Source organism: Burkholderia sp. KJ006 (genome assembly GCF_000262695.1).
Taxonomy (GTDB): Bacteria; Pseudomonadota; Gammaproteobacteria; order Burkholderiales; family Burkholderiaceae; genus Burkholderia; species Burkholderia vietnamiensis.
This window is the reverse complement of sequence record NC_017921.1, coordinates 137822-158306: the sequence shown is the minus strand read 5'-3', so window position 1 is coordinate 158306 and position 20485 is coordinate 137822. Positions and strand designations below refer to the sequence as shown.

General features: G+C 68.0%; 19 protein-coding genes. 5 read left to right on the top strand and 14 right to left on the bottom strand.

Features of this window, described 5'->3' with window-relative positions; all coding sequences use genetic code 11:
- Positions 1 to 14: 14 nt before the first annotated feature.
- The 5 genes from MYA_RS14910 to osmF all read right to left on the bottom strand — a co-directional run bounded on the left by MYA_RS14910 (position 15) and on the right by osmF (position 4722).
- On the bottom strand, positions 15 to 698 hold the full coding sequence (locus MYA_RS14910) for a lytic transglycosylase domain-containing protein (protein WP_011880807.1): 684 nt from the start codon (positions 696 to 698) through the stop codon (positions 15 to 17).
- Positions 699 to 903: 205 nt separating this feature from the next.
- The gene (locus MYA_RS14905) at positions 904 to 1686 is read right to left on the bottom strand and encodes an ABC transporter permease (protein WP_011880806.1); all 783 of its coding nucleotides are present in this window, start codon (positions 1684 to 1686) and stop codon (positions 904 to 906) included.
- On the bottom strand, positions 1683 to 2639 hold the full coding sequence (locus MYA_RS14900) for an ABC transporter ATP-binding protein (RefSeq protein ID WP_014723999.1): 957 nt from the start codon (positions 2637 to 2639) through the stop codon (positions 1683 to 1685). The genes MYA_RS14905 and MYA_RS14900 overlap by 4 nt, the downstream gene beginning before the upstream one ends.
- The gene (locus MYA_RS14895) at positions 2636 to 3802 is read right to left on the bottom strand and encodes an ABC transporter permease (protein WP_014723998.1); all 1167 of its coding nucleotides are present in this window, start codon (positions 3800 to 3802) and stop codon (positions 2636 to 2638) included. The genes MYA_RS14900 and MYA_RS14895 overlap by 4 nt, the downstream gene beginning before the upstream one ends.
- The gene (gene osmF / locus MYA_RS14890) at positions 3799 to 4722 is read right to left on the bottom strand and encodes a glycine betaine ABC transporter substrate-binding protein OsmF (RefSeq protein WP_014723997.1); all 924 of its coding nucleotides are present in this window, start codon (positions 4720 to 4722) and stop codon (positions 3799 to 3801) included. Before osmF ends, MYA_RS14895 begins: the two co-directional genes overlap by 4 nt.
- Positions 4723 to 4886: 164 nt before the next feature.
- On the opposite strand from osmF, the gene MYA_RS14885 reads away from it, so the two are divergent.
- On the top strand, positions 4887 to 5816 hold the full coding sequence (locus MYA_RS14885; protein WP_014723996.1) for a 2-hydroxyacid dehydrogenase: 930 nt from the start codon (positions 4887 to 4889) through the stop codon (positions 5814 to 5816).
- Between the two features lie 129 nt (positions 5817 to 5945).
- On the opposite strand, the gene MYA_RS14880 is transcribed toward MYA_RS14885, so the two are convergent.
- Together MYA_RS14880 and MYA_RS14875 are read right to left on the bottom strand one after the other, a co-directional pair.
- The gene (locus MYA_RS14880) at positions 5946 to 7898 is read right to left on the bottom strand and encodes a Xaa-Pro dipeptidyl-peptidase (RefSeq protein WP_014723995.1); all 1953 of its coding nucleotides are present in this window, start codon (positions 7896 to 7898) and stop codon (positions 5946 to 5948) included.
- Positions 7899 to 8443: 545 nt separating this feature from the next.
- A complete protein-coding gene (locus MYA_RS14875; protein WP_011880800.1) occupies positions 8444 to 8779 on the bottom strand; it encodes a helix-turn-helix domain-containing protein in 336 nt (111 codons plus the stop codon).
- A 78-nt stretch (positions 8780 to 8857) separates the two neighbouring features.
- Here MYA_RS14875 and MYA_RS14870 point away from each other — a divergent pair, with 78 nt between their 5' ends.
- Both MYA_RS14870 and MYA_RS14865 read left to right on the top strand, forming a co-directional pair.
- A complete protein-coding gene (locus MYA_RS14870) occupies positions 8858 to 9763 on the top strand; it encodes a hypothetical protein (protein WP_034195504.1) in 906 nt (301 codons plus the stop codon).
- Positions 9764 to 10043: 280 nt separating this feature from the next.
- Positions 10044 to 10274 carry a hypothetical protein gene (locus MYA_RS14865; protein WP_014723991.1) on the top strand — a complete coding sequence of 77 codons (231 nt, stop codon included), beginning with the start codon at positions 10044 to 10046 and terminating at the stop codon, positions 10272 to 10274.
- Between the two features lie 163 nt (positions 10275 to 10437).
- Here MYA_RS14865 and MYA_RS14860 read toward each other — a convergent pair whose 3' ends face one another.
- From MYA_RS14860 to MYA_RS14845, 4 genes are all read right to left on the bottom strand, one after another.
- Positions 10438 to 11286, bottom strand: coding sequence for an alpha/beta hydrolase (locus MYA_RS14860; RefSeq protein ID WP_014723990.1), 849 nt, complete (start codon positions 11284 to 11286; stop codon positions 10438 to 10440).
- 341 nt (positions 11287 to 11627) lie between these two features.
- Entirely contained in the window at positions 11628 to 12434 is an 807-nt protein-coding gene (locus MYA_RS14855; protein ID WP_014723989.1) for a DinB family protein, read from the bottom strand.
- A gap of 135 nt (positions 12435 to 12569) precedes the next feature.
- Entirely contained in the window at positions 12570 to 13001 is a 432-nt protein-coding gene (locus MYA_RS14850) for a YciI family protein (protein ID WP_014723988.1), read from the bottom strand.
- Positions 13002 to 13264: 263 nt separating this feature from the next.
- Positions 13265 to 15025 (bottom strand): ATP-binding protein, encoded by a 1761-nt coding sequence (locus MYA_RS14845; protein ID WP_014723987.1) that lies wholly within the window; start codon positions 15023 to 15025, stop codon positions 13265 to 13267.
- 159 nt (positions 15026 to 15184) lie between these two features.
- On the opposite strand from MYA_RS14845, the gene MYA_RS14840 reads away from it, so the two are divergent.
- The gene (locus tag MYA_RS14840; protein ID WP_011880793.1) at positions 15185 to 15415 is read left to right on the top strand and encodes a hypothetical protein; all 231 of its coding nucleotides are present in this window, start codon (positions 15185 to 15187) and stop codon (positions 15413 to 15415) included.
- 30 nt (positions 15416 to 15445) lie between these two features.
- Here the strand turns inward: MYA_RS14840 and MYA_RS14835 are convergent, their stop codons facing one another.
- The 3 genes from MYA_RS14835 to MYA_RS14825 all read right to left on the bottom strand — a co-directional run bounded on the left by MYA_RS14835 (position 15446) and on the right by MYA_RS14825 (position 18016).
- Positions 15446 to 16147 carry an MBL fold metallo-hydrolase gene (locus tag MYA_RS14835; protein WP_011880792.1) on the bottom strand — a complete coding sequence of 234 codons (702 nt, stop codon included), beginning with the start codon at positions 16145 to 16147 and terminating at the stop codon, positions 15446 to 15448.
- A 148-nt stretch (positions 16148 to 16295) separates the two neighbouring features.
- A complete protein-coding gene (locus MYA_RS14830) occupies positions 16296 to 17057 on the bottom strand; it encodes an ABC transporter permease (protein WP_085954514.1) in 762 nt (253 codons plus the stop codon).
- Between the two features lie 14 nt (positions 17058 to 17071).
- Positions 17072 to 18016, bottom strand: a complete 945-nt coding sequence (locus tag MYA_RS14825) for an ABC transporter ATP-binding protein (RefSeq protein WP_014723986.1) — start codon at positions 18014 to 18016, stop codon at positions 17072 to 17074.
- 854 nt (positions 18017 to 18870) lie between these two features.
- Between MYA_RS14825 and MYA_RS14820 the strand changes: the two genes are divergently transcribed.
- Entirely contained in the window at positions 18871 to 20481 is a 1611-nt protein-coding gene (locus MYA_RS14820) for a DUF2957 domain-containing protein (RefSeq protein WP_014723984.1), read from the top strand.
- The last annotated feature ends 4 nt before the right edge of the window (positions 20482 to 20485 follow it).

Genomic DNA, 20485 nt, shown 5'->3' with positions numbered 1-20485 from the left:
CGCGCGCGGAGCGTCTACTTCGCGTTGCGGTTCACCGATGGCGCCGCGTTCGACGGATCGCTGACCGGTATCATCCGCGGCGTCGCATCGGCGGCGTTGCGTGAGCCGTCTTCGGGTTCGAGCACGAAGCGGAACGCGTCGACGCGCTGCATCACCTTGGCCGCATAGGCATTCGATCCGCCGTAGCTCTTCAGGCCGGCCTGCACGTTGCCGCCGGCCGCGCGCACGTAACCCGACAGAATCCTGGAGCCGACGTCGACGTTCGCGTTCGGTTCGGTGAGGTCCTTCACGTCGCGCAGCATGCCGCGGTGGGCGGTCGGCACGACCTGCATCAGGCCGGTCGCGCCATGCTGGCCGCGCGCCTTTTCCTGGAAGCGCGATTCGATCGAAATGATTGCGTAAACCAGCGCCGGCGGCAGCGAATATTTCGTCGCGGTGAGGTTCACGATATCGGCGAGCCGCGTCGCCTTTTCCTTCGCGAGACCGAATTTCTTCGTCAGATACGACGTGATGCGGTGGTTTGCTCCGTTGGGCTGATCGTTGGCGAGCGGCGCGGATGCGGCGTCCGCTGCCGACGCGCTCGCTTGCGGCGCGGAGGCCGGTTGCGCGGAGGCCGGCAGCCCGGGCGCTTGCTGCGCCGCTGCCTGTTGCGCAATGCCGAGCGAAACCACGATCAGCCAGAGAAACCGTCGTCGCATGGTCGAGTGCGAGGAATTGGGAGGCGCATAGTATATCGGCCAATTGCGGCGCAGGGTCGAGCGCAGGGTCGAGTGAAAGGGCGATGTAGGGTTGGGGCGGTGGGGATGGGGATGGTTGTGGGCGCCCGCATCGGAGTCCGCATCGAGCGTGTGAGTCAGTCGCGCTCTGGCTCTGTTTTGGTCGCGAGTGAGCCACCCACGCGCACTACCCCCGCCGCCCACCCGCCACCCTTGCCAGTGCCCCGATCGCATCGCTGACCAGCACCGCGAGCAGCCCGACGATCACGCCGCCTTGCAGCACGAACGCGGTGTTCGACGTTTGCAGTCCTGCGATGATCACGTCGCCGAGGCCGCGCGCGGCGACCGTCGAGCCGATCGTCGCGGTGCCGAGATTGATCACGACCGCGAGCCGCACGCCGTTGACGATCACCGGAAACGCGAGCGGCAGCTCGATCGACACGAGTTGCTGCCAGCCGTTCATTCCCATCCCGCGCGCGGCCTCGACGATGTCGCGCGGCACGTCTTCAATGCCCGCGATCGTGCTTTCGAAGATCGGCAGGAGCCCGTACAGGACGAGCGCGATCAGCACCGGCTTCAACCCGAACCCGACCGCCGGCACCGCCAGCGCGAGCACGGCAACCGGCGGAAACGTCTGGCCGATGTCGGCCACGCTGCGCGCGACCGGCAGAAAATCCGCACCCCACGGCCGCGTGACGGCGATGCCCGCCGCGACCGCGACGAGCGTGCCGATCAGGCTCGACAACGCCACGGTGCCGAGATGCGCGAGCGTCAGGTCGAGCAGGCTCGCGCGGTCGTAGATGACGGGCGCGCCGTTGTCCGCGAACGGCGCGAACGCGCCTTGCAGCCACGCGGGGCGCAACAGCAGCACGAGCAATAGCGCGAGCGCGGCCGCGCGCGCGACCTGCGCGACATGCGGCGCCAACCGCCGCGGCAGCGGAGCACGCGCCGGCTGTGCAGGCGCGCTCATGCGGGCTTCCTCGCGTGCGCGCGAATCGCGTCGAGCGTGATGCGTCGCGCGGCCGGCGCACCGTGCGCGCCATCGCCGTTCGCCTCGCCGACCGGCAATGCTTCGACGCCGCGCCACAGCAGCTCGGACACCGCGTCGCGTAACGTGCGCGTCGCGGCGATCGGTTCGCCGTCCGCGTGACCGGGCTCGGCCACCGCGTCGATCGGCGTCAGCGCGAGCAGCCGCAGCGGCCGGTCGACACCGGCGACGAGCTGCTCGACTACACCCGCGGCCGGCTTGCCGAGAATCTCCGCCGGCGACGCGACCTGCAACAGCCGCCCGCCGTCCATCACGGCGATCGTGTCGCCGAGCTTCAGCGCTTCCTCGATATCGTGCGTGACGATCACGACGGTGATGCCGAGCCGGCGCTGCAGCGCGTACAGATCGTCCTGCGCCTTGTTGCGGATGATCGGATCGAGCGCGCCGAACGGCTCGTCCATCAGCAGCATCGCCGGCTCGGCGGCCAGCGCGCGCGCGACGCCCACACGTTGCTGCTGGCCGCCCGACAGCTCGTGCGGCAGCTTGTCCGCGAACTCGGACGGCGCGAGATGAAACAGTTCGAGCAGTTCGCGCACGCGCGCGTCGATGCGCGCGGCGGGCCAGCCGAGCAGGCGCGGCACGGTCGCGATATTGCGCGCGACGCTCCAGTGCGGGAACAGCCCGTGCCCCTGGATCACGTAGCCGATGCGCCGCCGCAGCTGCTCGGGCGGCACGCCCGCGGTATCGACGCCGTCGATGCGGATCGTGCCGCTGCTCGGCGCGATCAGCCGGTTGATCATGCGCAGCAGCGTCGATTTCCCGCTGCCCGATGCGCCGACGAGCGCGGTGATCGTGCCTTGCTTCATCGTCAGCGACACGTCGTCGACGGCGACGATCTCGCCGAAGCGTTTGCCGATGCGTTCGATCTCGATCATGCGGTACGTCCCTTCGCGAGCGTGGTCGCGGCCTCGAACACGACAGCGGCCGTCATCGCGAGCGCGATCGTCGGAATCGCGCCGAGCAGCACGAGGTCCGCCGCCGATTGCCCGATGCCCTGGAAAATGAAAGTGCCGAAGCCGCCGCCGCCGATCAGCGCGGCCACCGCCGTCAGCCCGATGTTCTGCACGAGCACGATGCGCACGCCGCTGAGGATCACCGGCAGCGCGAGCACGAGATCGACGCGCAGCAGCCGCTGCACGCGCGTCATGCCCATCGCGCGCGCGGCTTCGGTCACATGCGGCGGCACCTGCGCGAGCCCGACCACGACGCTCGACGCGATCGGCAGCAGCGAGTAGAGGAACAGCGCGAGCACGGCAGGCGCGACGCCGATCCCGCGAATCCCGAGCGCGGCCGCGAGCGGCACGCGCGCGGCCAACAGCCCGAGCGGCGCCATCATCAGCCCGTACATCGCGATGCTCGGGACCGTCTGCACGATATTGAGCGCCGGCATCACGACGGTGCGTACCGATACGAACCGCGTGCACGCGATGCCGAGCGGCAGGCCGGCGACCAACGCGGCCGCGACCGAGCCGCCCGCGAGCGCGACGTGGCGCGTCGCCTCGCGCCAGAAGTCGTCGCTGCGCACCGCGTATTCGCGCATGATCGACAGCCCGTCCCACCAGCCGCTCGCCAGCGGCACCGAAATCGCCGCGATCGCGACTGCCAGTGCGGCGAGGCGCCGCCACGGGCCGAACGCGAGCCGTGCGAGCGCGTCCGCGACCAGCACGGCCGACGCGAACAGCAGCACCCACACGCTCGCGGCGGGCGACACGCGCGCGAGCATGTCGTCGGGCGCGACGACGTGCGCGGCGGCCGCGCCGAGCGCATACGCGAGCGTCGCGAGCGAGGCGCAACCGGCCGCGAGCCGCCACACGGGGCGGCTCGCCTTCATCGTCCACAGCGCGCCGGCGGTCCACAGCACGGCGAGCGCCGCGCCCGATGCGGCGGGCAGCGCGGCGAACACCGACAGCCCGGTGCCGGCCGCGATGCGGTTCGGCCGCAGCACGACGAACGGCATCCCGAACACCGCGATGATCGTCAGCACACCGATCAGGACGCCCAGCTTGTCGAGCGCGATGCGCGCCGCGCGTTCCGTCACTTAACGAAGCCCTTCGACTTCAGGTAGCGCTTTGCGACGCCGGCCGCCGGTTCGCCGTTGATCTGGATTTGCGCGTTCAGCGACTGCAGCGTCTTCAGGTCGAGGCTGGCGAACACCGGTTTCAGATAGTCGGCGATTTGCGGATGCGCCTTCAGCACGGCTTCGCGAATCACCGGCGTCGGCGCATAGACGGGCTGCACGTGCTTGTCGTCGTCGAGCACGACGAGGCCGCTCGACGCGATGCCGCCGTCGGTGCCGTACACCATCGCCGCGTTCACGCCGTCGGTCTGGTTCGCGGCCGCCTTGATGGTGGCGGCCGTGTCGCCGCCGGACAGCACGACCAATTGATCCTGCTTCAGCTTGAAGCCGTACGCCTTCTCGAACGATGGCAGCGCAGACGCGCTGTTCACGAACTCGGCCGACGCCGCGAGCTTGAGCTTGCCGCCGCCCGCGACCCATTTGCCGAGATCGGAGAAGGTCTTCAGATGCTGTGCCTGCGCGACGGGCGCGAGCACGGCGACGCCCCACGTGTTGTTCGCCGGCGCCGGCGTGAGCCACACGAGATGGTTCGCCGAATAGTCGAGCTTCTTCGCGGTGTCGTAGCCCTGGCTCGCGTTTTTCCACACCGGGTCGTCGGCCTTGTTGAAGAAGAACGCCGCGTTGCCGGTGTATTCGGGGTAGATGTCGATCTCGCCGCTGGTGAGCGCCTTGCGCACGATCGGCGTCGTGCCGAGCGCGATCTTCTCGGTGACGGCGATGCCGTGGGCCTTCAGCACTTGTGCGATGACGTTGCCGAGCAGGTTGCCTTCGGTGTCGATCTTCGACGACACCACGACGGGCGTATCGGCGTGCGCGCCGGGCGCGACGACGGCGGCGGCGAACGCGAGCCCCAGGAGCGGGGCGGGCAGGGCGAGCTTCATCGGGCCAATCTCCAGTATCGGGACGTACGCCGAAAGTTACTTGACTGGACGGCCTTTGGCAAACCGCGCGCGGCGGCGTGCCCACAGCGTGCGTGGGGCTAACGGCACGCGCCGCGCGCCGTTGTTACACTGGAACGCATTCCCGCCTGCGGACACTTGCTGACATGAAACCCGAGTTGCTGGTTCTGATCGCGCTGCGCGACGACGCGCACCGCCGCATCGCCGCGTCGTACCACGTTCACCACGCGCCGACGGCCGAGGCGCGCGGCCAGGCGATCGCCGCACACGGCGGCACGATACGCGCGGTGCTGACCAACGGCAGCACGGGGCTCACGGCCGCGGAAATCGATCTGCTGCCGCAGCTCACGTTGGTCGGCGCGCTCGGCGCCGGCTACGAGCACATCGACGTCGCGCATGCGAAGGCGCGCGGCATCACGGTGGTCACCGGCGCGGGCACCAACGACGATTGCGTCGCCGATCACGCGTTCGCGCTGCTGCTCGCGGCCGTGCGCGACGTGGTGCGGCTCGATGCGGCCACGCGCGACGGCGTGTGGCGCGACGCGCTGCAGATGCCGCCGAACGTGTCGGGCAAGAAGCTCGGCATCGTCGGGCTCGGCAGGATCGGCGAGAAATGCGCGCGGCGCGCGGCGGGCTTCGACATCGAGATCGGCTATCACAACCGGTCGCGCAAGGAGGTTCCCTACCGCTATTTCGACCGGATCGACGCGCTCGCGCAATGGGCCGATTTCATGATCGTCGCGACGCCGGGCGGCGCGCACACGCGTCATCTGATCGACGGCGCGGTGCTCGATGCGCTGGGTGCCGGCGGTTTTCTCGTCAACGTGTCGCGCGGCAGTGTCGTCGATACCGCTGCTTTGGCGGAGGCGCTGCGCGAACGGCGCATCGCGGGCGCCGCGCTCGACGTGTACGAAGGCGAGCCCGAGCCGCCCCGCGCGCTGACGGCGCTCGACAACATCGTGTTGACGCCGCACATGGGCGGATGGTCGCCGGAGGCGCTCGATCGGTCGGTGCAGCTGTTTCTCGACAATGCCGCGCGGCATTTCGCGGGCGCGCCGGTGCTGACGCCGGTGTGAATGAAACGGCATGCGGTCGCATGCTCGAGCGGCGCGTGCTCGTGAGGAATCCGCAGCGCGATCGGACGCGCCCGGCAGTCGGTCATGCCGGGCGCGCCCGCTCGGTCGCTCACTCTTGCACCCGATCGCTCACGACGATACCAGCGGCACCGTGACCGACGTGCCCGCCGGATCGAGCGCAAGGCCCGTGCCGGGCGTCGGCCGCAACGTCGCTTCATAGTCGCTCGACAGCACGACGAGCCCGAGCGTGTGGCCCGCGGCGAGCGTGTAGTCGCGCGGCATGAAGGTCAGCTTCAGGTCGTACGGCGTGCCCGGCAGCACGGGTTGCGAGAACCATTCCGACACGCGGTTGCGCGGGTCGGTCCATGCACGTGTGACGATCGTCGCCGTACCGTCGGGCGCACGATCGACCAGCAAGGCGGTGACGTTCGCGACGCCGGTGAAGGTCAAGCGCACGCGCGCGGTCGCGGTGCCCGACATGCGCGTCGCGGTCGCGAACGGCGCGGTCTCGAAGCGGCTGCGATGCTCGCCGGTCGTTGCATTGGCGAGCGTGAGCGCCGGTATCGACGCATCGTCGGTGAAGCGTGCGAGCGGACCGCCGCTCGGTATCCGCAGCAGCGTGCCGATACCCGTGCCGTCGCCGCCGGCGAAATATGCAACGGGCGTCGCGTGGCGCGCGGCCCAGTCCGCTTCCTTCAGCAGCGTGCCGTCGGGCTGCTCGATCACCGCGCGCGGGTCGCGCTCGACGCCGTTGTCGACGCCGATCAGATAGCGCGTGAACCAGCGGTTCACTTCGGCGGGCCACGCGTTCGCCATCGCCGGCACGCGGGTCGGGTCGGTGTGCTTCAGGCGGTGCAGCCACAGCTGCGTGGGCACGTGCTGGCGTCGCATCGCCAGATACCACGACGTCGACTGATCGGTGCGCACGTTGTCGTCCGTCAGCCCCTGTGCGACGAGCGCGGGCGCGACGGCCAGCGCGGTGGGGATCTCGCGCGCGGCCCAGAACGGCGAATAGTCGCCGGTCTTGCGGTCTTCCTGCTGCAACGCCTCGTCGACCAGGTGTGTGCAGCGCTCCGGATGCGCATTCGTCAGAAGCGCCTTGATATAGACGTCGACGTCTTCGCCCTGATAGCCCTCCGGCGCGCGCACGAGGCCGCCGGAGCGGTAGTAGCCGTACATGTTCGACAGCCCGGCGATCGGCACGATCGCATCGAGCCCGCGCGTGCGCAGGCTCGCGACCATCTTCGGCAGCGTGCCGTCGTACGACACGCCGTACATGCCGACGTGCCCGGTGGACCAGCTCGCGACGAGCGGCTTGCCGTTCGCATCCTTCGCGGTCGCATCGCGGCCGAGCCAGCGGATCACCGACGCCATTGCGACGGATTCTTCGCGGGTGAGGATGGTCGGACAGCCGTCGGAGCCGGCCGTGCCGAGCGAATCCGCATAGACGATCGTGAAGCCGCGCGGCACGAAATAGCTTTCGATCCACGAGCGGCCGGCCGCGGCCGCTTCGAGCTGCTGCAGCATCCGCGTTTGCGGCGCGGCGGCCATGATCCGCGTGGCCGAGCCGCCTGCGGCGGCGGTGGCGGTGGCGGGATGAGGCGTGCCGTCGAGCTCGACGTCGACATCGTGGTTGGGGCTGTCGGCGAGCCCGGCGTAGTACGGGCTCGCGAGCACGATGACCGGCGTGCGTGCGCCGCTGGCCGTTTCCGACGGGCGCACGATCCGTACGTGAATCCGGTCCCTGGTGCCGTCGCCGTCGGAATCGACCGGCGTGTCGACCCATGCATTTTCTTCGATCGTCGCGCCCGACAACGACGGCTGCACCTGGCCGTCGTCGATCACGGGCTTATAGCGGCCGCCGCTGGCCGGATTCGCATACGGGACGCCGGACGGCGACACGCGCGACGCGAGCGATCCAGCGGCGTCCGCCGAGGCGGACGCCGCGTCCTGTTGGGTTTGCGCGAGCGCGGACGCGCCCGCCACGCTGCCGCCGTCGTCGCCGCCGCAAGCGGCGAGCGTCGCGGCTGCGGCCAGCGCCGGCAGCCATGCGCGACGGAATCCTCCTGGATGGAATTGCATTGTCGACCTCGTTGTTCTGATTGTGTGGATACGACCGTTCCGCGATACGCCCCCTGCGGGCCGGGCCGATTACCGCCTGCGACGAACAGATGACCGCACCGCCGAAAGCGCCGGGGCGACCGCCCACGGCCCGATGCGGCGCGGCTCATGCAGTACTGCCAATCAAAGTCGTGCCGGGTACCTTGCCTCGTCAAACCAGGCGGTATCGGCAGAGAAAACGGGGATATTGCGAGCTGCGGTGCTGCGCTGCGGACGACACGACACGCGTGCGAGCGGCGACGGGATGAAACGGACCGGCGATGTCCGACGCGCCGCGCGTCTTATGAGCTTGCCGGTCTGCGTTTGCTTTCCGGAAGCTTGCGCAAAACTTATCTCAGGGAAAACGGCGTGTCAAACTTTTTTAACCACAGGTAAATAAAGTTTCTCGCACTTGACCGGTGACATGTCGTCGGCATCGCCGGATGCAAAACGGGCGGCGACGGATCGCATCCGTTACCGCCCGCGCGTGGCCGTTCCGCCGTTCCGGCGTTTGCCGCTGCGCGCCGTCACCCGCTTTCGGCTTTCGTCTGCAAGTCCTTCAAGCCCTGGATCACCACCAACAGCGCGCGCCCGTGCTCGTCCGAGCCGTCCCAGGCGTCGACGATCGCCTCGCGCAGCAGGTCGTTGTAGCGACGCGGGCCGGGCGCATTCAGTCCATAGAAACTGCATAGCTTATTGAATGGCGCGCTGCGCCGCAGCCGGCGCCCGTCCGACATCCGAAGCCGCGACACCGTCGGTTGGCTAACGCCAGAAAGTCGCGCAATTTCGCTGGACGAGCGTGTATCTGCCAGCAAATGGCGTAACAGGTCTTGTACAGGAAAATCGCGGTCCGGGGCTTCCATGTCATGCATTATACCTATACAGTTATGGTTGTTGAATGGGCTTGCTGTCGCCAGCGAGGCTGTATCCCGAGAAAGTCGATGACACTGAAACACCTCCCTCCCACGTTCTGCTGGACGAAGATCGGTACCGAGTCCGGCGAGGAACTTCCGACCGTCGTGCTCCGCAAGGAATGGGAGCGCCGGCTCGGGGGCGGGCGCTTTCTGTGGGGCATCAACCAGCCGCTCGGCAGCAGCGCGCAGGTCGCCGCGCATCGCACCGGTTCGCTGCTCGCGTTGTTTTCGCCGGTGGCGTCGCGGGTGCGGCCGGGCGAGCGCAAGCGCGCGGACGCGCTGCTGTGGAATGCGTGGATCGATGCGAGCGGCCAGGTGCGGCCCCTGCCGCCTCATACCTTCATCGCCAGCCGCGCGACGCTGCCGTCGGGCCGGCGCCGCGAACAGCACTACGCGCTCGTATGCGCATCGTCGACCGCGTTGACGGTCGGTACGCAACTGCGCGTGTTTCCCGAGCACCTGCGCAGCGTGAGCACGGGCAAGCCGCTCGGCGTCGCGCAGGGCGCGGCCGTGGTCGATTGCGTCGGCCGCGCGAAGGAGCAAACGGGCAGGAGCTATCCGCTTGCGCTGTCGGTCGAGCTGGAAGCGCCGTATTTCGTGCGGCTCGCGCAGCCTTGCGTGCTGAAGGCACGCGATCTCGCTGACGTGAACAACGCGACGCGTGCCGGCGATTTCGATCGCTTCGTCGAGCTGGTTGCTCGTCTGCGCGGCCGGTCGCCGACGGACACCGTGCGCGGCGTCACGCGCGATCTGTTCGACGTGGCGCCGATTGAAACGGCTGCCGCCTATGTCGCGCCCGCGCACGTCGTGCGGCTTCGGCACCGGCCCGCGGCCGAGCATCCGCGCGAGCTCACCGGCGATCTGTTCGATCTGGGGCCGGCCGAGGCAGCCGCGTTCGGCGGTGTTGCGCAGCCGCGCATCGGCCGCGCGTGACGGTTGCGCCGCGAGCGCGCGGCGTGCGGTTCAGGGATTGAAGGTCGATGCGTGCGCAACGACCGGCAGCGGCGTCGCCATCATCGCGGAGTGCGCGAGGAATTTGTTGCAATCTCGCCGTAGCGGGCAAGCGGACATCGCGCGACAATCGCGACGAAGCGCGCCGCTCGGCGATTCGCGCATCGCCCGGCAAGCGGCCGTCGGTCACGCGGCCGACACGCGGGCCGCGCACACTGCGCGGCGGCTTGCTTCACACTGCAATCCTCAGGGAGAAGTGTCGATGTCGATCCACATCCGTTCGCGGGAAGCCCGGGCCGCACAACGCTTCGTCGAGGCCACGCGCAACGTCGATCAGGCGTTTCGCGCCGTGCGCGGCGAAAGCGACGACGACATCTCGTCGGCCGACTATGCACGCGCGATGTCGCGCCTCGATCGCGCGCTCGACGAACTGGCGCGCGCGCAGGAGATCTTCGATCGAGTGGTGAACGCCGACGCGGCGCAGCGCAACTGAGCGCAACCGAGCGCGTGGTTCGGCTGGCGCTCGACGCTGGTTTTCCGTTTTCTTTTCCCTTCCTGTCGCGTCACCGCGCGCGCTCATCGTCTGTTGCACATCGCCATGCGAGCCGGTGCGATACGACACGCCACCCACTTGCCATGCGCCGGTAGTGCGTGCGTTACGCGTAACCGCCGTGCTGGAACGACGTCGCGAAGAACTGCATCTGATAGCGGATCGCGTGTGCCCAGTAATCCCAGGTGTGGCCGCCCGGGCGCTCCGCGTAGTCGTGCGGCACGCCGAGCGCGATGAGCCGTTGATGCAGCGTGCGGTTCGAGCCGACCAGCGAGTCGTCGCGGCCGCAGTCGATCGTCAGGTCGAGGTGCGCGCGCACGAACGTACGCGCGCTTTCGATGATCGCATTGCGGTTCCAGAACGACGGATGGCGGACGGGGTCGCCGAACACGTGATCGATGCCGGGTTCGTCCTCGCAGCAGCGCGGGTCGACTGCGCCGCTGATGCTGCCGACCGCGCCGAACGTGTCGGGCCGGTCGAGCGCGATGCGCAGTGCGCCGAAGCCGCCCATGCTGAGGCCGGTGATCGCGCGTGCGCCCTTGGCGTCGATCGTTCTGAAATGGCTGTCGACGTACGACACGACTTCGTCGCCGATGAAGGTTTCGAAGCGGCTGGCCGAATCGAACGGGCTGTCGATGTACCAGCTTTCGTGGCCGCCATCGGGCATGACGAGGATCACGTGATAGCGGTCGGCGAGCGCGGCGATTCGGGTGTTGGTGGTCCAGTCGGTGTGGTCGCCGCCGGAGCCGTGCAGCAGATAGACGACCGGAAAGCGCTCGACGCTGCGCTCCGGGCCGTGCCGAAGGCGCGCATACGCATCGGGCAGCACGACGGTCGCCTTCAGCGTCGCGTTCATCGCGGCGCTCGGGATCGCGACGATGCGCGACTCGAACGCGGCGGCCGGTACGGCGGCCGCGAGCAACAGCAGTAGCCACAACGTGCGTAACAGGTTCATGGAGCCTCGCATGTGTCGTGCCCTTTCGGCAGTCCGGCATCGGGAAAACCCTGTGCGGACACTCTAGCAACGGTGCCTTTCAGACAAATTTCTGCGAAGCCTACGAGTTGTCAGGCGGTCGTCGCATGACTGGTGAGTACGGGTATCGAGGAGCGGCATCGCGGGCTCGCCGCCCGCGCTTGATTAATCGCACCGATCGGCCGCCGCACGGCGACTCGACCGGCGCAGCGTGTGTCAGTCGATGGCCGCGCGGGCGCGGGACGAGATGCGCGGCCGGCCGTGCGCGTGCGTCGAGCGTGCCGATGCAACCGTGAACGTAGACAACCGACCTGCACGACCGCTCATTCGGCGGTAGACGGGCGAAGCGGCGGCAACTCGAGTTCAGCGAGCAATTCGTCGAGTTCGAGAAGGTGGGTGCGATCGTGATCGAGCAGTTCGCGGACGAGTTCGTCGAGCGACATCCGGCGGATGCCGTCGCGTAGGCCGCAGCGTGCAAGTTCCTGTGGCTGCAGCGCCGCGACCGTCGCGCACAGCGCGGCGCGCCCGCGGCCGAACGCGGCGAGCGCTTCGCCGAGCGGCTGCGCGAGGTAGTCGCGCTGGGCGGCGAGCGCGGTGCCGTCGACGGACGCGATCACCGGCAATTCGCTGCTCCGGACCAGATCGATGCGCTCGGCGAACACGGCGTCGAGGTCGCGCAGGTGGCACGCATGCTCGACCAGCGAGAAGCCCGTCCCGGCCGGGCGGCGCGTGACGAGTGCGGCGGGAACGTGCGCCGCGTACGCGGCGATCCGGGACGGCATCTCGGCCAGCGCGGCCGCGAGGTCCGCGAACGGCAGCACCTGCGGATACGCGCTGAATACCGCGCCGTAGCTGAACAGGGCGCCGCCGAGCCGGCCGCGCGCCTGCACGACGTCGTGCCCGTGGCGACGCATCACGTCGGCGACCATCGAGCCGCAGAACTGCCGCGCCGTCGTATCGGCGGCGACTTCGGGGAATTTGCTCGCGATCTCGTGCTGGATCGCGCCGATCGCGGCGACGCCCACCCGCGACAGCGCCGCGAATTCGACGTAGCGCTCCGGTTGTCCGATCAGCGCTTCAAGCTGCGCGCCGAGCGGTGTCTCGCGAAAACGGTCGAAACGGGAATGCATGACGACGACTCCGTATAGTAACGTATCAAAACGATACGTTACTATACGGAGTCGTGTCAATCCGGGTGGTCGTCCTGCTCGCTGACCCGCGCCGGCGTGCCGCGCTCGGTCAGCGAACCGCGCCCACCCGTCGCCTCACTCGCCATGCTTGCCGTCCAGCTCCGCGCGCAGCCGCGCTTCCTGGGCCTGCAGTTCCGGCGTGAATGCCTCACCGAAGTCTTCGGGTGAAAAGATCGGGCGAATCTCGATGTCCGAGTCGACCGGCATCGGGTTCGGGCAGCGCTTGACCCATTCGACCGCCTCGTCGATCGAGCCGACCTGCCACACCCAGTAGCCGGCGATGAGTTCCTTGGTTTCGGCGAACGGGCCGTCGATCACGGTGCGCTCGTTGCCGGAGAAGTGCACGCGCTTGCCGCGCGAGCTCGGATGCAGGCCTTCGCCCGCGAGCATCACGCCGGCTTTCACCAGTTCCTCGTTGAAGCGGCCCATCGCGGCCAGCAATTCGGTGTCGGGCATCGCGCCCGCTTCGGAAGAGGCCGTGGCCTTGACGATCACCATGACGCGCATTGTCGTTGCTCCTTTGACGTGGGGAAGAGGCGTCCGTTTGCGGCCCGTCGTACCGACGTCGAAACGAACGCTTGCGTCACTCCGACGTGCGAGCGGCGCAGGAATCGACATCGCATGCGAAAAATTTTTGGTGGTGGTCGATGGGTCAAGCCGGTTTCCGCACGCCACCGCCGATGCGCTGCGGCCCGAAGCCGAAGCCCGCGATCACCCTCACGCCCCCATCGGCTCGGCGGTAACGGAGCCGGTCCGCAACGCGGTCCGGCTCAAGCCGCCTTCACATTCCGGTCGAGCACACTCCGAATCCGCGCCGCGAGCTCATCGCGGCGGTACGGCTTGCCGAGCAGCATCACACCGGGATCGAGCCGCCCCGAATGGAAAATTTCGTCGCGCGTATAGCCGGACGTGAACAGCACGGGCAGCGGCGGCGTGCGCTGCGCCGCACGGCGCGCCAGTTCGCCGCCCTTGATGTGCCCCGGCATGATCACGTCGGTGAACAGCAGGTCGATCGGCGTGCCGCTGTCGAGTATCCGCAGCGCGGCTTCGCCGTCCGACGCGCTGAGCACCTTGTAGCCGAGCTGCGCGAGCATGTCGACGACGGTGAGCCGGACGTCCGCGTCGTCCTCGACGATCAGGATGGTTTCCCGCCCGCGCACCGGATCGGGCCGCGGCGCGCATGCCGGTTCCTCGGCGAACGCATCGTGACAGCGCGGGAACGTCAGCCGCACGGTGGTGCCCTGGCCCGGCGCGCTGTCGATCGCCGTATGGCCGCCGCTTTGCTTGACGAAGCCGAACACCATGCTGAGCCCGAGCCCCGTGCCTTCGCCGTCGGGCTTGGTCGTGAAGAACGGTTCGAACACGCGTTCGAGCACGTCCGGCGTCATGCCGCTGCCCGTATCGGTGATCTCGAAGGTCACGTATTCGCCGGGCGGCAGCGGCGTGCGCCGGGCGCCGACGGCAGTCGTGTCGTTGTAGGCCGCGATCGTCAGCGTACCGTCGCCGCGCATCGCGTCGCGCGCATTGATCGCGAGGTTCAGCAGCGCGTTTTCCAGCTGGTGGCGATCGGCGAGCACGTTGCCGACGTCGGGCGCCAGCGCGGCCACGACGCGCACGGTTTCGCCGAGTGCGCGGTGCAGCATCTCGCTCATGCCGTCGATCAGCTTGCGCGGGTTCAGCACCGTCGGCGACAGCGGCTGACGCCGAGCGAACGCCAGCAGGTGCGACGCCAGCTGCGCGCCGCGCCGCACCGCGTTGTTCGCGCTCTCGATCCGCGGCTGCGCGCTCGCCCGCTCGCCGAGTTCGACCGCCAGCACCTGCAGATTGCCGCTGATCACCTGCAGCACGTTGTTGAAGTCGTGCGCGATGCCGCCGGTCAGGCTGCCGATCGCCTCCATCTTCTGCGCGTGACGCAGCTGCTCCTCGATGGCCGCGCGCTCGGCGATCGCGTCGGCGACGCGTTGTTCGAGCGTTTCGGTCAGCCGGCGCAGCGCGTCGTTCGACGCTTGCAGCGCGGCTTCCGCGTGTGCGCGTTGACGGGTGGCGAGCACGCGCTCGGTCGTCTCGATCACGACGGCGAGCACGCCGCCCGGCGCACCGTCGTCGTCGGCGAGCGGGCTGTAATGGAGGTCCATCCACACGTCTTCGGGCCGGCCGTGGCGCAGCAGCACGAGTTCCTTGTCGCGATAGGACAGCGTGCCGCCCGCGAGGCAGGTATTCATCACGTTGCGGTTGAAATCGGCGACTTCGGGCCAGCCGAGTTCGACCGGCTTGCCGAGCAGATACGGATGGCGGCCGCCGGAGAATGCGGCGTACGCATCGTTGTAGATCATGTAGCCGGGCCGGCCCCACAGCATCACCAGCGGCAGCGGCGACGCGAGCACGGTGCGTACTGCGGCGATCAGGCTCGCCGACCATTGCTCGATCGGCCCGAGCCCGGCCTCCGACCAGTCGAAGGCGGCGATGCGCCGGGCCATTTCACCTTCCCAGCCCGGACAACCGTGGTGTTGTGCGAACAACTCGACACGCATGAAAACGCTCCGAAAAAGACATCGCGGTAACGTGGCCGCGTCCGGGGACGGCGAGTTGGCAAGCGGGTCCATTCTAGTGCAGATCGACGGCCCGGCGGCGTTCCTGGCCGCCTGCCAAGCTGGTATGCTGACCAGCGTTACGTTCGTGCGGAGGGCGCCATGGCAGCGAAGGAAGTGTCGAAGAAGAAGTATCTGAAGATTCTGAACAAGCGTCTGCGGGCCGAGCCGGAGGCGCCGGCCGGTGCATCGTTCGTGTTCTTTCCGCTCGGCGCGAAGGCCAAGCATGCGACCGGCGTGGTGTCGGGCGAGCCGCACACCAAGCGCGAACTGGCCGTGCTGGCCGCCGTGCAGAGCAAGGCGGCCGACGAATTCGTCGTCACCGGCGCCTGAACGGCGGCCGTCGCCGCGCCGCGCTGTGCACTACGCGGCGGCAGCCTCGCAATGCGCGATGACGCCGGCGATCACGCGCTGAACGTCGCGCGTGATCGCCGGGCCGTGCATCGGCAGCACGATGTCGATATCGAGCGCCTGGACGCGGCGCAGCGCGCTCGCGAGATGCGCGAGCGACGGCAGGTAGTCGGCGCGGGCGATCGCGTCGAGGATCGCCGGCAGCGGATCGTCGGCGTCCTGCGTGCCGAAGCGCATCAGGATGTCCGACGACAGCAGCGCCTTGTACGCCGGCAGATAGACGACGAGCGCGTCCCACTGATGGACGTGCTTCGTGAACACCGGCACGACGTCGATGCCGGACAGCGTCGTCGGCTCGCCGTCCTGCAACGGTACGGCGCGCACGCCGAACACGTCGGCCAGCCCCCACGCGCACATCGGATGCGCGTAGGCGACGAGCGCCGGGTTGGCTGCGAGGAAGTCGGGCAACGCGCCCATCTCGTCGGCCTCGAAATGCGGGACGATCACGTTGCTGACCATCGACGGCGCAATGCCGACCGCGTCGAGCGCCGCGCTCAGTTGCGTGAAATTGGCGCGCGTGCCGGTTTCGACGCACAGCACGTCGCCGTGCGGCGAGCGTATGAAGAACTGGCTGAAGCCGAGGTCCAGCGTGTCGACGTAGGTGGTGGCGCGAAACAGGCCGTCGCGGACGGCGTCGATTCGGGAGGCGCTCATCGGGATCCTCGCGCAGGCAATGGGGCGGGAAGCGCGCCGCGCGTACCGCATCATGCTGCGATGCGGCAGGCGGCGCCGGTCGATCTCCGGCCCAGTCTAGCAGCGCAACTTCTCCCCGCGAACCGGGGCGATCCCGCGCCCGCGCGCGTCAGTTCTTCAGCTTGTAGCCGGTGCGGAACATCCACGCGACGATCGCGAGCAGGATCGCCAGGAACAGCGAGGTCGCCGCGAGGCTGATCCACACGTGCACGTCGGCCAGCCCGTAGAACGACCAGCGGAAGCCGCTGATCAAATAGACGATCGGGTTGAACAGCGTGACCACGCGCCACACGGGCGGCAGCATGTCCACCGAATAGAAGCTGCCGCCGAGAAACGTGAGCGGCGTGATGATCAGCAGCGGCACGAGCTGTAGCTTCTCGAAGCTGTCGGCCCAGATCCCGATCACGAACCCGAACAGGCTGAACGTGATGGACGTCAGCACGAGGAACAGCACCATCCAGAACGGATGCAGGATGTGCAACGGCACGAACAGGCCGGCCGTCGCGAGAATGATCAGCCCGAGCAGCATCGACTTCGACGCGGCCGCGCCCACGTACGCGATCACGATCTCCCAGTACGACACGGGCGCGGACAGCACCTCGTAGATCGTGCCCGTGAAGCGCGGGAAGTAGATGCCGAACGACGCGTTCGAGATGCTCTGCGACAGCAGCGACAGCATCACGAGGCCGGGCACGATGAACGATCCGTAGCCGATCCCGTTCACGTCGCTGATGCGCGAGCCGATCGCCGAGCCGAACACGACGAAGTACAGCGACGTCGAGATCACCGGCGCGATGATGCTCTGCATCAGCGTGCGTCGCGTGCGGGCCATTTCGGCGCGGTAGATCGCGCGGATCGCCTGCAGGTTCATGTTGGTCATGTGCGTTACGCCCCTTGTGCGCCGTTGCGGCGATTGTCGATCAGGCTCACGAAGATGTCCTCGAGCGAGCTCTGCGTCGTATGCAGATCGCGAAAACCGATGCCGGCCGCGCCGAGCGCGGCGATCAGCTTGGCGATGCCCGCGTCGTCGCGCTGCGAGTCGTAGGTGTAGACGAGCGCGGTGCCGTCGGCCGCGCGTTCGAGCCCGAACGCCGCCAGCTCGGCCGGCACCGCCGCGAGCGGCTGCTCCAGCTGCACGGTCAGCTGCTTCTTGCCGAGCTTGCGCATCAGTTCGTGCTTGTCTTCGACGAGCACGAGCTCGCCGCCGAGAATGATGCCGATGCGGTCGGCCATTTCCTCGGCTTCCTCGATGTAGTGGGTGGTCAGCAGGATCGTCACGCCGCTTTCGCGCAGCGAATCGACCAGCTTCCACATGTCGCGGCGCAGCTCGACGTCGACGCCGGCGGTCGGCTCGTCGAGGAACAGGATGCGCGGCTCGTGCGACAGCGCCTTCGCGATCATCACGCGGCGCTTCATGCCGCCCGACAGCGTCATCAGCTTGTTGTCGCGCTTGTCCCACAGCGACAGCGCCTTCAGCGTCTTCTCGATGTACGCGGGATCGGGCGCCTTGCCGAACAGGCCGCGGCTGAACGACACCGTCGCCCAGACGGTCTCGAACGCATCGGTCGTCAGTTCCTGCGGCACGAGCCCGATCATTTCGCGCGCCGCGCGGTAGTGATCGCGGATGTCGTGGCCGCCGACCGTCACGCGCCCTTCGGTCGGCGTGACGATGCCGCAGATCGAGCCGATCAGCGTGGTCTTGCCCGCGCCGTTCGGCCCGAGCAGCGCGAAGATCTCGCCGGGGCGGATGTCGAGGTTCACGTGCTTGAGCGCCTGGAAGCCGGACGCGTAAGTCTTGGAGAGGTCGGAAACGGAGAGGATCGGTTGCATGCTCACGGATGGCACGGCTGCTCGGGCCGACCCCGTGCGCCGCGCGAGCCCGGCGCCGCCGCTGCGACACGGCTGGCTGCGGGTGCGGCATGGCGAACGGGCGTCATGTCGAACGGCGTTGTGGTGCGGGATCGCAGGATCGCCATATTAGCAACCGGAAGATGGAAATGCATTTCGGCGCAAACGATATGCGATGCATGCACGGAATTCGCGCGAAATAGGCGCGCACTGCTCATCAATCAGGCGATTTATTTGAATCGGCTGAACAATGAGCGGTATTTTGCCGGAGCGTGCCGGGCCGTAGCGGTAAGCAGCACATGTACCGCCGAAGTATTTGTCTGAGCAAATAAATCGAAGGTCGTTTGAAAAATTGTGAAAGGCCCTGAGCGCGCTTGGATCGAGCCGTCCGGTTCGTTTGGAACTCTGCATCCATTTACTTGCGCGCAACGCCCGATCATAGTCTCGGCAAACGTCGCATCACGATAACGAATCCAGCGTACGTACGGAGACCAACCCATGAGACGCCTTTCCGAGGGCCCGGCCAAGCTGCCGTTCATCAGCTGTTCGCCTGACGCAGGCGCGACGCGAGTCGCCTGCCTGCGTTACCGCATCGCGTCGGCGCTGTAGCGACGCATCCCGATCCGTTTCGATTGTTCCGATGGCGCCGTGCCCGATGGCGGCGCTGCCGGCTTGCGCCTGCGTGTCGCCGCGACTCCGTGTTCGCTCGGACGAGCCGTGCGGCGCGCGCTGCGCGCATCGTCATGCGCCGCGCCCGATGTGCGCGGCGTGATACCAACCGGCGGGCCACGCAGCCCGACCGGACGAGACTCGTCGTACCTCAAAAGGAGGGGTTGATGCTTTGCATTCCTGAGTGGCGGAAAGCGATCCTGTCGTGTGCCGTGCTGGCGCTGCCGTTCGTCGCTGGCTGCGGCGGCGGTGACGACCCGGGGCCGATCAACGTGCCGCAGTGTTCGGGCAGCGCGTGCGGGCCGAGCGGCGCCGAAACGGCGCCGCCCGTCGTGACGAAGCTGTGCCCGGATTCGCTCGACTACACGACCACCTACACCGGCGGCTCGGGCAGCGGCGAATACGTGAAGGTGAAGTTCGACACGACCAGGCTCACTTACCAGATGCAGTTCCTCGAATCGTCGGTGCCGACGTCGGCGGGGCAGGTCAACGACACGCGTGCGGGCCTGACGATCAGCGGCGCATTCCATCACCCGACCAACCTGCCGACCGCCGAGCAGAACCGCTGCGCGTTCGTGCTCGACAGCGGCGCGACGAGCGACGGTGCATATTCCGTGACGATCAATCGCGCCGATCCGCCGATGCTGTTCGTCGGCAACGGCGTGGTCGGCGGCGGCATTCCGGGTGCGACGATCGCGTTTCCGGGCATCGAGCTGCTGCCGGGGCTGTTCCTCGGCACCGTGCCGTCGCGTACGTTCGACTTCTATCCGTTCATCGGCTTCACCGACACCGAGACCGATTTCGCGAAAGTCGCGGGCAACTACAACGAGGTGGGCATCCATCTGTCGCCGCTCGGCGGCAACGCGCAGAGCACGGCCGGCCCGGTCGGCTGGGAGCCGGACGTCGTGAACTGGAACCAGACGCTCAATGCGGACGGCTCCTGCACGATCACGCCGAACAGCGACTACTCCTGCCAGACCACCGGCTCGCCGTGGACGCTGCGCAAGAACGCGGACGGATCGAACGACAACGTGTTCGTGAGCAATGCGGTGGCGAGCCAGTTCGGCACGCCGGTGTACCCGCTCGCGGGGCAGGGCGCGTCGCTCGTGATCGCACCGAGCCAGGCGAAGGGCATCATGATCGTCGGCAAGCTCAACGGCGTGCGCGTGCCGGTCGTGATTCGCGTCGGCTACAACCACGTCGATGCCGGCAATCTGCTTGCGTCCGTCGCGGACCCCGAGGTCGGCATCTCGATGCTTTCGTCGACGACCGCGATCGCCGCGAATTCGCTGAAGGGCGGGTACATCGGTGCGACGAGCGCATCCGCATGCGGCATCGTGACGTCGACCGGGCAGGCGAACGCGCTGGCGGTGGGCGGGCCGAGCCTGGACGTGAGCGTCCCGCACCCCGACCTGCCGGGCACGTTCATGAACGGCGCGTTCTATTCGGCGGCCGGCAGTTGCAACGACGGCACCGCCGTGTCGACGATGGCGGCGAACTACACGTCGACGCTGTTCCAGGGCGCCACCGCGGCGTTCATCGATCCGCAGACTTCGTCGGTCACCTCGCAGTTCGCGCTCGACTACACGCAGGCCACGCCGGGCAAGATCAAGGTGACGGTCGCCCAGGACTTCAACGCGAAGGGCGCGAACGGCAACGTGGCGATCTTCGCCAAGGGCGACACGGGCTGGCTCGTGACGGCGGGCAACGTCTACGCGATGGTCGTCAACAACAGCAAGGTCAACCCGTTCTTCACGGTCGGCGCGTTCGTTCAGTAACGGC

Bases quoted from the DNA above. Each gene is read 5' to 3' on its own strand.
- MYA_RS14910 (WP_011880807.1), bottom strand. From the start codon at position 698: ATGCGACGACGGTTTCTCTGGCTGATCGTGGTTTCGCTCGGCATTGCG.
- MYA_RS14905 (WP_011880806.1), bottom strand. From the start codon at position 1,686: ATGAGCGCGCCTGCACAGCCGGCGCGTGCTCCGCTGCCGCGGCGGTTG.
- MYA_RS14900 (WP_014723999.1), bottom strand. From the start codon at position 2,639: ATGATCGAGATCGAACGCATCGGCAAACGCTTCGGCGAGATCGTCGCC.
- osmF (WP_014723997.1), bottom strand. From the start codon at position 4,722: ATGAAGCTCGCCCTGCCCGCCCCGCTCCTGGGGCTCGCGTTCGCCGCC.
- MYA_RS14885 (WP_014723996.1), top strand. From the start codon at position 4,887: ATGAAACCCGAGTTGCTGGTTCTGATCGCGCTGCGCGACGACGCGCAC.
- MYA_RS14880 (WP_014723995.1), bottom strand. From the start codon at position 7,898: ATGCAATTCCATCCAGGAGGATTCCGTCGCGCATGGCTGCCGGCGCTG.
- MYA_RS14875 (WP_011880800.1), bottom strand. From the start codon at position 8,779: ATGGAAGCCCCGGACCGCGATTTTCCTGTACAAGACCTGTTACGCCAT.
- MYA_RS14870 (WP_034195504.1), top strand. From the start codon at position 8,858: ATGACACTGAAACACCTCCCTCCCACGTTCTGCTGGACGAAGATCGGT.
- MYA_RS14865 (WP_014723991.1), top strand. From the start codon at position 10,044: ATGTCGATCCACATCCGTTCGCGGGAAGCCCGGGCCGCACAACGCTTC.
- MYA_RS14860 (WP_014723990.1), bottom strand. From the start codon at position 11,286: ATGAACCTGTTACGCACGTTGTGGCTACTGCTGTTGCTCGCGGCCGCC.
- MYA_RS14855 (WP_014723989.1), bottom strand. From the start codon at position 12,434: ATGCATTCCCGTTTCGACCGTTTTCGCGAGACACCGCTCGGCGCGCAG.
- MYA_RS14850 (WP_014723988.1), bottom strand. From the start codon at position 13,001: ATGCGCGTCATGGTGATCGTCAAGGCCACGGCCTCTTCCGAAGCGGGC.
- MYA_RS14845 (WP_014723987.1), bottom strand. From the start codon at position 15,025: ATGCGTGTCGAGTTGTTCGCACAACACCACGGTTGTCCGGGCTGGGAA.
- MYA_RS14840 (WP_011880793.1), top strand. From the start codon at position 15,185: ATGGCAGCGAAGGAAGTGTCGAAGAAGAAGTATCTGAAGATTCTGAAC.
- MYA_RS14835 (WP_011880792.1), bottom strand. From the start codon at position 16,147: ATGAGCGCCTCCCGAATCGACGCCGTCCGCGACGGCCTGTTTCGCGCC.
- MYA_RS14830 (WP_085954514.1), bottom strand. From the start codon at position 17,057: ATGAACCTGCAGGCGATCCGCGCGATCTACCGCGCCGAAATGGCCCGC.
- MYA_RS14825 (WP_014723986.1), bottom strand. From the start codon at position 18,016: ATGCAACCGATCCTCTCCGTTTCCGACCTCTCCAAGACTTACGCGTCC.
- MYA_RS14820 (WP_014723984.1), top strand. From the start codon at position 18,871: ATGCTTTGCATTCCTGAGTGGCGGAAAGCGATCCTGTCGTGTGCCGTG.